This window comes from Flagellimonas flava, from assembly GCF_050617915.1.
Lineage (GTDB): Bacteria > Bacteroidota > Bacteroidia > Flavobacteriales > Flavobacteriaceae > Flagellimonas > Flagellimonas flava_A.
The window spans coordinates 370,761-382,972 of record NZ_JBODQE010000001.1 but is presented as its reverse complement, the minus strand read 5'-3'; the positions used below and the strand labels follow the sequence as shown (position 1 = coordinate 382,972).

Genomic DNA, 12,212 nt, shown 5'->3' with positions numbered 1-12,212 from the left:
GACAACTTAGTCAAAGTAACTAAAGGTCTCTCCTTCTTTAATGTTCAGGAGCGTCTCGTAAATAAGTCTAATGACATTCTCAACATCATCTTTGTGTACCATTTCCACTGTGGTATGCATATACCTAAGCGGCAACGAAATTAGGGCAGAGGCCACACCCCCGTTACTGTAGGCAAAGGCATCTGTATCGGTTCCCGTATAACGGGAAGAAGCCAATCGTTGGAATGGAATTTTCTTGGCTTCCGCTGTTTCTATAATGCGCTCCCTTAGTTTATTCTGTACAGCAGGGGCGTAGGAAATCACGGGGCCAGAACCAATAGCGGTTTCTCCTTCCTTCTTTTTGTCAATCATCGGAGTTGTGGTATCGTGACAAACATCTGTTACAATGGCCACATCGGGTTTAATGGTCTGGGTAATCATTTCCGCACCACGTAGTCCAATTTCTTCCTGTACCGAATTGGTGATGTACAATCCAAACGGAAGTTTCACCTTGTTTTCATGGAGCAATCTGGCAACCTCTGCGATCATAAAACCACCGGCACGATTATCAATGGCACGACAAACGAATTTGTTTTTGTTCAGCACTTGGAATTCATCCGGATAGGTAATGACGCAGCCTACATGAACCCCCATTTTCTCAACTTCCTCTTTGTCTTTGGCGCCTATATCAATGCAAATGTTATCCAATTTGGGCGGTTCTTCCTTGCCTCGGTTACGGGTATGGATGGCTGGCCAACCAAACACGCCTTTCACAATCCCTTTTTTGGTGTGGATGTTCACCCATTTTGAGGGTGCAATTTGGTGGTCGCTCCCGCCATTTCTGATGACATAGAGCAGTCCATTGTCCGTGATAAAATTCACGTACCAAGAAATTTCATCGGAATGGCCTTCAATGACCACCTTGTACTTGGCATTTGGATTGATTACAGCTACCGCGGTACCATAGGTGTCCGTAATAAATTCGTCCACATAGGGTTTTAGATAGTCCATCCATATTTTTTGACCTTCCCATTCATAGCCCGTAGGGGAGGCATTATTCAAGTATTTCTCGAAGAATTTGAGCGATTTAGCAGTGATAATTTTTGATGATGCCATGTATGTAGTTTAGTCCACAAACTTAATAATATTCACTTTTATTTAATAGCCATTTCCTTGCTTTATCCTTAATTTTGGCAGGACTTTTGTCTTATTTTTGAATGATGCGTTTCTACACAAGTATCGTTTTTCTGCTGCTATGCGCCTTAGGTTTTACCCAAGAAACCGAAAAGGATTCCCTCACTGATTACTATGTTCGGTTTGAAGGGGACTCCATTTTACATAGTTCCATTGCGTTGGACGAGGTGTATCTTTTTGGCAGGCTGGAATTTGCGAATCAGAAGGAAAAGCTTCGGTATTATATCTTAAGAAGAAAGACCTTAAAGGTGTATCCCTATGCAAAATTGGCAGCAGAACGTTTGGTAGAGTTGAACGATAGCTTGGCCAACATCAAAAAGAAAAGACAACGAAAGAAGTACACCAAAAAAGTCCAAAAATATATTGAGGGTGAGTTTTCTGCGGAACTTAAAAAGCTAACACGAACTGAGGGTCAGATTTTGGTAAAACTCATTTATCGCCAAACAGGAAAAACCGCTTTTGACCTGGTGAAGGAACTCCGAAACGGGTGGCGGGCCTTTTGGTACAACACCACCGCAAAGGCTTTTAAAATTAGCATTAAGGAAGAATTCCATCCAGAGCTTATCCATGAAGACTACCTCATTGAGGACATTCTGCAACGCGCTTTTGCCTCTAAGCGATTGGAACGGCAAAAATCGGTTTTGGATTACGATTATGCCCAATTGAGCAACAAGTGGAAAAATAGCAAGACCACAAAGGATTAATCCTTTGCTTTTTTTCCGAACAAAGCTTCCATGAAGATTTTGATGGTGTAAAATCCTAGGCCAATGGCAACTGCGGCCAATACCAAACCCACGATCAACACAGGCCAATAGGCAGGATGCCCCTCGTTTTTAAAAGCTTGGTAAATAGTAAATGGGGCCAGAAACATAACGGCTACCGTATAACCTATGAATTTGAGACCTTTTGCCAATAATTTTTTATCGGTGTGCATGGGAACTAAAGTAGCAAGTTTAGCCTATATTTAAAGGACATTTTCTAAAAAATAATCATGGAAATCCTTGTTTTGGCCCTAGTGGTCGTTTTTATTATTGTGGCGACCATCAAGTTTAAAATGCACCCCGTTTTTTCCCTGACCTTGGCCGCGGTGGTTTCTGGGTTTCTCTTGGGACTCTCCCCTCAAAATGTTATGGAAACGATGGGCAATGGATTTGGGAAAACCTTATCAGGAATTGGTCTGGTCATTGCGTTCGGTACCGTTATTGGGATTTATCTTGAAAAAACTGGTAGTACCAAGGTTTTGGCCAATTCAATTTTAAAATTGATTGGACTTAAAAAGTCGCCATTGGCCATTAACTTGGCCGGATACATTATTTCCATACCTGTTTTTTGCGATTCAGGTTTTATCATATTGTCTTCTTTGAACAAGGCACTCAGCAAAAAATCGGGGATTCCCATCATGGTCTTTGCAGTGGCCTTGGCAACAGGTCTTTATGCAGCCCATGTTTTTGTACCTCCAACCCCGGGCCCTTTGGCAGCAGCCGCCATTTTGGATGCCGATTTGGGTACTGTGTTATTACTGGGGCTTGTAGTTTCCATACCAGTTTCCTTGATGGGGTATTTCTGGGCTCGATTTATGGGGAGAAAGTTAAAACAAGAAGTAGGCGAGGAAGAAAGCGATGCCATGGAGGAAAAGGAATCCAATATAAAACCCCTCAACGCATTTTTGCCGTTGGTAGTTCCCATAGTTCTGATTGCATTAAAATCGGTGGCCAATTACCCCACTTTTCCCTTAGGGAAGTCAACCCTTTACTTTGTTTTTGATTTTCTTGGAAGTCCCATTATAGCTTTATTGATTGGGGTTTTATTGGCCTTTATGATGGCACGTAAAATTCCAACCGAGCAACAAAAACAGTGGGTTCCTGAGGCGTTTAGACAAGCGGGTGCCATTGTTTTGATAACTGGTGCTGGGGGAGCATTTGGAGCTATTCTACGCACCTTGAATATGGCTGAAATATTTAACCTGACCCAAAGCTCAGGATTGGGTGGCTTGTTGATTTCATTCGCCATAGCAGCTGTTCTGAAAACGGCTCAGGGCTCTTCCACTGTTGCCATTATCACCACTTCTGCTATCATAGCACCTTTGTTGGACACCTTTGGTTTACTGTCCATAACCGATAAAGCGTTGGCTGTCTTAGCTGTTGGAGCAGGAGCCATGACGGTTTCCCATGTGAACGACAGCTATTTTTGGGTAGTTTCCCAATTTTCCAACATGAATGTGAAAACAGCTTTGCGGGGACACACTTTGGCCACCCTGTTTCAGGGCTTGGTGGGGCTTGGGGTAATAGTGTTACTATATACTTTTCTTTGATTAAGGAATGGTGATGCTCTGCTTATATTCCTCAACAACGGCAAAATAACCCAAAAGAAATTCGCTGGGAATATTCACGTTATCAAAAAAATCAATGTTATCCAGTTCGGTTACATCAAATATGTTTCCACGCAAAGTAGCTGTTGGGGTTTCAAAAACCCCTAAATCGTCTTCGGTCTGTTCAATAAGCAAATTCATGTAGTTGTAAAATGCCTGATCAGCGCCAAGAACGCTTACCGTGATTTCCTGTCCAGATTCGAATTTTTCATCATAGAAATATGAAAAACTAAATTGTTGTCCTTGAAAAAATTGGTCGTCCAAAGTAATGAAGTTCCCAAAATCCAAATCAACCACATAGAAATTGTTTCTATTGGGATCATCGGTAATAGTGATGATTATTTCCGTTTCGTCATCATCAAATAAGGTATTGGAACCAATACGCAGGTCGTCAATTGGCACTGAACTGGCATAGGTTGTTGATCCGTAGTAGAGTTTGTCTTCCCATTCAAGTTGTAACAACAGTTCTTCCGATGCTTTAAGATTTTCCGCTGAACGAGTGCCTTTGTAAATCCCGGAGCCGGGATTGTCATAGTCAACAAGAACCCCACCCGCTAGAGTAATCTGCTTTAAATTTGTCACTGGAATTTCACCAAAAAAAGCATCGGTTAATCCGACCTCCACCTCAATGTCCACAATATTCGAGGTGGGATCCACCCGAACCAAGGCATCAACAATTAATCTGGGTTCTTCTGAAGGAACCTCCACGTCTATCACCTCCTCACAAGAAAGCAATGCAATTAAAAAGATACCAAAGGCTAAGCTCCTCATTGAATACGATATTAAACAAAGGTCATTCTATGGTAATTGTGCGTTTGTATTCCTGAACTACCGCAAAATAACCTAAGGGAAATACATCAGGTTGTTGCACATTGTCAAACAGGTTTATATTGTCCAGGTCTGTAACATCAAAGATATTTCCTCTTGCCGTGGCCACCGGAGTTTCAAATACGCCTTGATTGTCCGTAGTTTGTTCCACCAATAGGTCCATGTAGTTGAAAAATTCACGGTCGGCGCCCATGATACTTACCGTTACTTCGTCCCCGGGATTCAATGTTCGTTCGGGGAAAAAGGAAAAACTAAACTGCTCACCATTAAAGAATTTGTCTTCAAGGGCTAAAAATTCCCCTTCACCGTAGTCCAGTACATAGAAGTTATCCGCTGTGCCATCATCTGTGATAGTGACCTCGAGTTCAATGTCATCATCATCAAATAGGGTCTCATCACCTTGGCGTAAATCATCCATGGGAGCCGAAGGAACATAATGGGTCCTGGCAAAATAGAGTCGGCCCTCATGTTCCAACTGCAGCAAAAGTTCTCCTCCTTCAAAAAATCGCGTGGGTACTGGGTCTACGTCTTGGTACTCTCCAGAGCCGGGTGCGGTTTCTTGAAGAATTATTCCATTGCCACCGCCAGCTGTTGGTAAACTAAGGTTGATAATTGTGATGTCTCGCAGCCCTGTTAACGGGATGGTTCCGAAAAAGGAACTCGTTAATGATACTTTGACCACTGGCGTATGGAAGGAATCGTTGGGATCCAACCTGATCAGGGCCTCAACAATCAATCTGGGTTCTTCTGCGGGAACGTCCACTTCAATCACATCTTCGCATGAAAACAGCAAGAAGAGAAAAAATAAGTATGGGAATATCTTTTTCATAAGCTGTTTTAAAACTTAAAATTATAGGTTATTGCTGGAACAATTCCAAAAATAGAGGTTCTAATGGCCTCGTTTCTACCAGTATCCTGGTTTTGCCTAAAGTTGATGGAAGCCGCATTCAATCTATTGTATACATTGTAAACACTGAACACCCATTCGGATTTTAGTTTCTTCTTTACCGCAGGCCTAGGCTTTAAAGTGACCGATAAATCCAATCGGTGGTAATCCGGCAGTCTCTCCGCATTCCTTAAACCGTAGTAAGGAATAACCAAACCTTGGAACTCAAATTGCCCAATAGGATAGTTTGTAGGTTGTCCGGTTTGATAGATAAAATTGGCATTGAAATTCCAGCGTTCGTTCAAATCAAAGCTACCGTAAAGGGCAAGATCGTGTGTTTTGTCATATGGAGTACTGTACCACTGGCCTAAGTTAATGCCAGTCTCCATATTGGACCTTCCGTTATCAAAAGTGGGTTCCCGGCCAGGGGTTCGTTGTTCCGACCTGGAAAGAGTGTAAGCCAACCAACCCTTCAATCGGCCTTCATTCTTGCGAAGCAACAATTCCAAGCCGTAGGCGCGGGCCTCCCCATTAAGAATAACTTGCTCTATGGCATTATTGGCAATTAGATTGGCTCCGTCTATGTAATCAATTCTGTTTTGGATGTCTTTGTAATAAGCTTCCACCTCGAGGGCATATGCTCCACCATCAATGTTTCTAAAATATCCCACCGCAAATTGATCCAAAAACTGTGGTTCAATAAAGGGGCCACTAGGCGTCCAAACATCCAATGGGGTGGGAGAGCTGGTGTTGGAAAGTAAATGCAAATATTGGGCTAGCTTGGTGTAACTGGCCTTGATAGAACTTTGTCCCTTAAAATTATATGACATGGAAATCCTGGGTTCCAATTTCCCGAATTTTTTCAAGGTTCCCCCCCTACCTGGTCTCAGGGTATCCCTGGGAATGGCTTCCTGATAGGTCAAGGTAAACGGATCAAAAACAACCGGCTGATTGTTTTCATATTGATAGAACTCATCTTGCCCCAACCTGTTGAACTGACTTACCCTTAGCCCGTATTCCATGCTTAGCCTATCCGATATTTTATTTTCTATATCCAGATAAATGGCATTTTCATTGGCGTATTTTTTAGTCAACTGCTCCTCCACAATTCCAGAATCCGGGCTGTTGGGCTTTATTTTCCCAGGATTGAACACATAATAGGTGTTGTGGATTCCATAGTTCACCTGAATTTTATCACTGACATAGTTTTTAAGGTCATATTTTAGGTTGAAATTCTGAATACCGGAGTCCCATTCGAATCCCACAAAATCCAGTTCCAGGCCATAGAAATAATCCGAATAAATTAAGGACAGGTTGGAAAATATCTTATCGGAGAACAGATGGTTCCATCTAAAGTTCCCCACGGCATTGCCATAGGTGTTTACAAAACTATCGTTGATGCTAAATAAATCCCTGCCAAAGTAACCGGATAAGTAGATGCTGTTCCGCTCATTGATTTTATGGTTGAATTTGGTATTCAAGTCATAGAAATAGGCTTTGTTGTCCACATCAAACAAGGGGAGGAACAGATGCGCATAGGAAGCTCTTCCCCCAGCCAAAAAGGCCGTTCGGTCTTCTATGATGGGGCCTTCCACCAACAATCTACTGGCCACTGCACCAATACCTCCGTTCACTTTAAGTTCCTTGCTGTTACCTTCTTTCTGAAAAATTTCCAATACCGATGACACCCTTCCACCATACCTGGCAGGAATTCCACCTTTGAATAATTTTACGTCCTTAATGGCATCCGGATTAAAAACCGAAAAGAACCCAAAGAGGTGGGAAGAATTAAAAATGGTGGCTTCATCCAATAAGATCAAATTCTGATCGGCCGCACCCCCACGAACATTAAACCCGGACGAAGCTTCCCCAGCATTGGTGACCCCCGGAAGCAGCACCAAAGATTTAATGACATCTGCCTCACCTAGGACAACCGGTATTTGCTTTATGGTCTGTACGGCCAAAGTGTTGACACTCATCTGGGGCTTCCGTATATCCAAGCGCCCTGCATTGTCCGTTACCACTACTTCATCCAACTCCTCCACAGCTTCAGCAAGATTAAAATCCCTTTTAATGTTGGAGCGTAGACTGATGGTTTCCCGAATATCCTGATATCCCAAATAGCTGACAACTACTTCATACTCGCCCTCGGGTAGGGTTATGGAAAAAAAGCCATATTCGTTGGTGGCAACTCCTGTATTTAAACTTGGGAAGGCTATAGTGACCCCAATCAAGGTTTCGTTACTTTTTTCTTCTGAAACTGTACCACTAAGTGTGTACGTCTTTTGAACCTGTGCCCAACCGGAATGTAAGGAGATGAGCAGCAAGGAAACCAGTAATCGTTGAAGCATGCAAGAGATTTTCCTACAATTTATAGAATATGGTTGATTTATAAAAAAAGTATTACTACTACTATTGAATGGTTAACAGTTGGGTGTCAAATTCACCCAGGGCAAAATACCCAAAAGCAAAGTTTTCAGGATTGGTTTGATTGATAATATTACCTCTTAATGCAGAGGGTGGTACTACAAAGGACCCACCACTTCCCATGTCTTCCCCAGATTGATCCAGCAATTGTTCGGCATAATTGGCAAAATCCTGATCCACACCAAAAAGGGATACGGAAATCATCTTTCCCGGTTTCAGTTTTTCATAAAAATAGGAGAACGTGAGTTGTTCATCTTGAAAAAACTCATCTTCGACCACAAGATAATTGTTCCAACCAAAAGCAAACAAATAATAATTTCTTTCTCCAGGAAGGTCTGTGAAAGTTACTTTTACCTCCGTCTCGTTTTCATCAAACAAAAAACCATCGTCCTGTTCCAACTTTTCAATGACTGTGGACTTAACCAGCTGTTCTGTGGCCGTATAAATCTCTCCATTAAAAGTTATTTGAAGCATATATTCCCGGTTGAATTTTAATTCTGGAAATCCAGAGTCAAAAATTCCAGGTTCATTTTCAATTAATGTATAAGATTGCATAGTTGCCATATCAACAATGGAAACTGTGGCATTTTCGGCAGGTACAATTTCTTCAAAAAATGAAGTAGTAAGGGTCAATTTGACTTCGCCAGAGGATTGAGATTGCCCAATGGTATCGTTATAGCCAATGAGGGCATCAATCACCAATTGAGGTTTGTGGGTGGGTAGGTCTAGTTCCATGACATCCTCACAACCGATATTAAGAAGAAAAACCAGAAGAGGAAATATTCTGTTTTTCAAACTGAAACGATTTGGGACTAAGGCCCAAAATAGTCATTTTTTAAATATCAGCTAGGATGTGATTGACCCTTTAAACCAAAAAAACGGTATTAGCTTAGCTTAGCAAGAATCGTATTCAAGGTTTCACTTGGTCTCATGGCCTTTGATGCCAAATCCGCATCTGGAAGATAATATCCTCCAATATCCACACTGCCACCTTGGGCATCAATCAACTCTTGGGCAATTTTTGTCTCATTGCTATTGAGCTCCGCTGAAATACCGCCAAAAATGGCCTTAAGTTCTGCGTCTTCATTTTGCTCCGCAAGCTGTTCGGCCCAATAAAGACATAGGTAAAAATGACTTCCGCGGGTATCGAGTTCATTTACTTTACGGGAAGGGGATTTATCATTGTCCAAAAACTTTTCTGTAGCCTTGTCCAACGTCTCGGCCAGTACAGTAGCCTTTTTGTTTTGATTTTTCTCTCCGTAGAATTCCAAGGAAACACCTAAAGCCAAGAACTCCCCTAGGGAATCCCATCGCAGGTGACCTTCTTCCAAAAACTGCTCCACATGTTTGGGTGCAGAACCTCCAGCACCTGTTTCAAAGAGACCTCCACCATTCATCAACGGAACTATGGATAACATCTTGGCACTGGTGCCCACCTCTAAAATTGGGAACAGGTCCGTTAGATAATCGCGTAGTACATTTCCAGAGACCGAAATTGTATCCTTACCCTCCTTTACGCGTTGTAAAGTGAATTTTGTAGCCTCAACAGGGGAGAGGATATGGATTTCCAAACCACTGGTATCATGGTTTTTGAGATACTCGTTGACTTTGGTGATCAACTCGGCGTCATGTGCTCTACCCTTGTCCAGCCAAAATACGGCAGGGGTATTGGTTGCCCTAGCCCTGGAAACGGCAAGCTTTACCCAATCCTGTACAGGGGCATCCTTTACTTGACACATTCTCCAAATATCACCTTCCTCCACGGTGTGCTCAATCAGTGTACTATTATCGGAATTACTTACTACACGAACGGTTCCTGATGTCGGAATCTCAAAAGTCTTATCATGGGAGCCGTATTCCTCGGCCTTTTGGGCCATTAGCCCCACATTGGGAACAGTACCCATGGTGGTTGGGTCAAAGGCTCCGTTTTCTTTACAAAAATCAATAGTGGCCTGATAAACACCTGCGTAGCTGCTATCAGGAATAACAGCCTTGGTGTCTTGCAACTCACCATCCTTGTTCCACATTTTACCAGAAGTTCTGATCATGGCGGGCATGGAAGCGTCGATGATCACATCACTGGGGACATGCAGGTTGGTAATTCCCTTGTCAGAATTTACCATGGCCAAATCAGGTCCATTTGCTATGCTATTGGCAACTGCTTGTTCAATTTCTTCGCGTTTGGCAGCTGGAAGTTCCTGTAGTTTATCCAACAAGGTTTCCAATCCGTTATTGGCATTTATGCCCAATTCTTCAAATGTGTCCTTGTATTCGGTAAACAAATTGGAGAAATAAGCTTCCAACGCATGCCCAAAAATAATGGGGTCGGAAACCTTCATCATGGTGGCTTTGAAATGAAGGGAGAGTAACAGGTTTTCTTCCTTGGCATTGGCTATTTCATTTGTAAGGAAATCTACCAAAGCTTTTTTGCTCATCACCGTGGCATCTATAACCTCGCCTTTTTGAAGGACTACTTTCTCCTTTAAGATCGTAGCATTACCACCCACATCAACCAATTCAATCCGAATATCGTCGGCAGTGGACAAGGTCAATGACTTTTCATTGTTTCGGAAGTCTCCATGATCCATAGTGGCCACATGGGTCTTGGAGTCAGCTGACCAAGCTCCCATGGTGTGCGGATTTTTCTTGGCGTAGTTTTTAATGGCTTTTGGGGCTCGCCTGTCCGAGTTACCCTCACGAAGTACTGGATTTACAGCACTTCCCTTTACTTTGTCGTATCGGTCTTTGATGGCTTTTTCCTCATCATTTTGAGGTTCATCCGGGTAGTCAGGTAAGTTGTATCCCTTTTGTTGCAATTCTTCTATGGCCTCCTTTAATTGCGGAATGGAAGCACTGATATTGGGTAGTTTTATGATGTTGGCTTCAGGGGTTTTGGCCAAATCCCCTAAGATTTTCAAGTCGTCCGAAATCTGCTGATCCTCGTTCAAAAATTCCGGAAATACCGCTGCAATCCGACCGGCCAAGGAAATATCCTTGGTTTCAATTTCAATGTTTGCGGTATTTGTAAAGGCTTTTACAATGGGTAAAAATGACTGTGTTGCCAAGGCTGGAGCTTCATCAGTCTTCGTATAAAAAATCTTAGCCATCTAGGTGTTTTTATTTGAGCGGTGCAAATATACAATTTATGGCTGTTGGTATACTAAGCGATTTGACTAAAAGTGTGATTTTGGAGGGATTGTAAAAACAAAAGCCATATCTATGTCGAAACATTGATATGGCTTTCTGAAAGGAGCTAAAAGATTTTATTCTGCGTTGCCGCAAAATTGCAACCATTGATTGCATCCGTTGCTCCCTTGACGTTTACTCAACACTATGCTTTTAATTTTGCAACTAAACAACATCTTGTAAAGTGTCCTAATAGTTTCCTAAATCCTATCAAAACGAAAAATTGCTCTCTCGCCCGCACATAGGATTTCTCATTTCTATTTAGGCTTCACCGAGGCGTTACCTCCTTCGAAATTCCTTTTGTGATCAGTAGTGTTACCAATTCAAAGGGAAACATCAGTTTTTAAAGAACGTCAACTTTAAAATCAAACACGAGCTCGATTGCTCTCCTTCGTATTTGTTTGACTAAATTAGAATAAACTGTCAGATATCCAAATTTTGTAAGCGATTAAAAATCAACAATGTATGAACGATGGTTATTAACAATTGTTCATAAAAAAAGCACCCAAATTGGGTGCTTGATGTTTTACTAAGGAAAGTGGGTTTATCCCCGAACTTCCTTGATACGTGCCTTTTTACCGGTAAGCCCTCTAAAATAGAAGATTCTAGATCTACGAACCTTACCTTTTTTGTTCACCTCAATGCGTTGAAGTGCAGGCATGTTGATTGGGAAAATTCTTTCCACACCTACGGTTCCTGACATTTTTCTGATGGTAAAGGTCTCAGTGGCTCCTGATCCCCTTCTTTGGATCACCACTCCTTTAAAGAACTGGGTACGTGTTTTTTCGCCTTCCTTAATTTCGTAGTATACCGTAATGGTGTCACCAGATGAAAATTTTGGAAAGTCTTTTTTTGGAACAAATTCGTCTTCAACAAATTTTATTAAGGATTCCATGATATGCGTTTTTAATGTTTTACAAGATCAACTTTCACGAGTCTCGTCAGAGGTTGATTTTGCGATTGCAAAAGTAATGCAATATTTAGAATTGACAAGGGCTTTTTTGCTTTTTACAACTGATTCCCGTCTTAAGCCGATTTTCGGACATGGCCGATAGCATAAACCAGCAGGCCAATACCGAATAGGATGTAGGGGAGTGGCCCAATAACTGCAAACATCTTTGTCCAGGACAAAACGGAATCTGCACCCCTATGCCCTGCAAAAAGGGATCCTGAAAAATTAAGGATGTTAAAAACCAAGGTTAGGATGCTTCCAATAAGCATAAGCAGGGTGCCCGCGTTTTTTTGTTTGCTCACCAAAACAATGCACCCTATAATTACGGCCAATTGGGCAACGGTACCCAATATGGAGCCCAAAGCGAAAAAAAGTGTATAAGAATCGTCCAT

At 42.1% G+C, this 12,212-nt stretch carries 11 protein-coding genes; 2 read left to right on the top strand and 9 right to left on the bottom strand.

The genetic code is table 11. From position 1 onward, the window contains the following. Positions 1 to 6 precede the first annotated feature (6 nt). On the bottom strand, positions 7 to 1,095 hold the full coding sequence (locus tag ACRHOZ_RS01735) for a M42 family metallopeptidase (RefSeq protein ID WP_431121655.1): 1,089 nt from the start codon (positions 1,093 to 1,095) through the stop codon (positions 7 to 9). 104 nt (positions 1,096 to 1,199) lie between these two features. Here ACRHOZ_RS01735 and ACRHOZ_RS01730 point away from each other — a divergent pair, with 104 nt between their 5' ends. Beyond that, a complete protein-coding gene (locus tag ACRHOZ_RS01730; protein WP_431123312.1) occupies positions 1,200 to 1,877 on the top strand; it encodes a DUF4294 domain-containing protein in 678 nt (225 codons plus the stop codon). On the opposite strand, the gene ACRHOZ_RS01725 is transcribed toward ACRHOZ_RS01730, so the two are convergent. Then, on the bottom strand, positions 1,874 to 2,107 hold the full coding sequence (locus tag ACRHOZ_RS01725; RefSeq protein ID WP_431121653.1) for a DUF6095 family protein: 234 nt from the start codon (positions 2,105 to 2,107) through the stop codon (positions 1,874 to 1,876). The two genes, ACRHOZ_RS01730 and ACRHOZ_RS01725, sit on opposite strands and share 4 nt — an antisense overlap. Positions 2,108 to 2,164: 57 nt before the next feature. On the opposite strand from ACRHOZ_RS01725, the gene ACRHOZ_RS01720 reads away from it, so the two are divergent. Next, positions 2,165 to 3,484: a GntP family permease gene (locus ACRHOZ_RS01720; protein WP_431121651.1), complete on the top strand. Its 1,320-nt coding sequence runs from the start codon at positions 2,165 to 2,167 to the stop codon at positions 3,482 to 3,484. Here ACRHOZ_RS01720 and ACRHOZ_RS01715 read toward each other — a convergent pair whose 3' ends face one another. From ACRHOZ_RS01715 to ACRHOZ_RS01685, 7 genes are all read right to left on the bottom strand, one after another. After that, entirely contained in the window at positions 3,485 to 4,312 is an 828-nt protein-coding gene (locus ACRHOZ_RS01715; RefSeq protein WP_431121649.1) for a DUF4249 family protein, read from the bottom strand. It lies immediately after the preceding gene. Between the two features lie 22 nt (positions 4,313 to 4,334). Further along, positions 4,335 to 5,198, bottom strand: coding sequence for a DUF4249 family protein (locus ACRHOZ_RS01710; RefSeq protein ID WP_431121647.1), 864 nt, complete (start codon positions 5,196 to 5,198; stop codon positions 4,335 to 4,337). A gap of 8 nt (positions 5,199 to 5,206) precedes the next feature. Continuing rightward, entirely contained in the window at positions 5,207 to 7,606 is a 2,400-nt protein-coding gene (locus ACRHOZ_RS01705) for a TonB-dependent receptor (protein WP_431121644.1), read from the bottom strand. 61 nt (positions 7,607 to 7,667) lie between these two features. Beyond that, on the bottom strand, positions 7,668 to 8,477 hold the full coding sequence (locus tag ACRHOZ_RS01700) for a DUF4249 family protein (protein ID WP_431121642.1): 810 nt from the start codon (positions 8,475 to 8,477) through the stop codon (positions 7,668 to 7,670). A gap of 89 nt (positions 8,478 to 8,566) precedes the next feature. Next, positions 8,567 to 10,789, bottom strand: a complete 2,223-nt coding sequence (locus ACRHOZ_RS01695; protein WP_431121640.1) for an NADP-dependent isocitrate dehydrogenase — start codon at positions 10,787 to 10,789, stop codon at positions 8,567 to 8,569. Positions 10,790 to 11,412: 623 nt separating this feature from the next. Next, entirely contained in the window at positions 11,413 to 11,763 is a 351-nt protein-coding gene (gene rplS / locus ACRHOZ_RS01690) for a 50S ribosomal protein L19 (RefSeq protein ID WP_422348248.1), read from the bottom strand. 131 nt (positions 11,764 to 11,894) lie between these two features. After that, positions 11,895 to 12,212, bottom strand: coding sequence for a hypothetical protein (locus ACRHOZ_RS01685; protein WP_431121638.1), 318 nt, complete (start codon positions 12,210 to 12,212; stop codon positions 11,895 to 11,897).

What these genes read in the sequence shown, in the direction of transcription:
- ACRHOZ_RS01735 (WP_431121655.1), bottom strand. Translation starts at nt 1,095, where the DNA reads ATGGCATCATCAAAAATTATCACTGCTAAATCGCTCAAATTCTTCGAG.
- ACRHOZ_RS01685 (WP_431121638.1), bottom strand. Translation starts at nt 12,212, where the DNA reads ATGGACGATTCTTATACACTTTTTTTCGCTTTGGGCTCCATATTGGGT.
- ACRHOZ_RS01720 (WP_431121651.1), top strand. Translation starts at nt 2,165, where the DNA reads ATGGAAATCCTTGTTTTGGCCCTAGTGGTCGTTTTTATTATTGTGGCG.
- ACRHOZ_RS01715 (WP_431121649.1), bottom strand. Translation starts at nt 4,312, where the DNA reads ATGAGGAGCTTAGCCTTTGGTATCTTTTTAATTGCATTGCTTTCTTGT.
- ACRHOZ_RS01725 (WP_431121653.1), bottom strand. Translation starts at nt 2,107, where the DNA reads ATGCACACCGATAAAAAATTATTGGCAAAAGGTCTCAAATTCATAGGT.
- ACRHOZ_RS01695 (WP_431121640.1), bottom strand. Translation starts at nt 10,789, where the DNA reads ATGGCTAAGATTTTTTATACGAAGACTGATGAAGCTCCAGCCTTGGCA.
- ACRHOZ_RS01705 (WP_431121644.1), bottom strand. Translation starts at nt 7,606, where the DNA reads ATGCTTCAACGATTACTGGTTTCCTTGCTGCTCATCTCCTTACATTCC.
- ACRHOZ_RS01710 (WP_431121647.1), bottom strand. Translation starts at nt 5,198, where the DNA reads ATGAAAAAGATATTCCCATACTTATTTTTTCTCTTCTTGCTGTTTTCA.
- rplS (WP_422348248.1), bottom strand. Translation starts at nt 11,763, where the DNA reads ATGGAATCCTTAATAAAATTTGTTGAAGACGAATTTGTTCCAAAAAAA.
- ACRHOZ_RS01730 (WP_431123312.1), top strand. Translation starts at nt 1,200, where the DNA reads ATGCGTTTCTACACAAGTATCGTTTTTCTGCTGCTATGCGCCTTAGGT.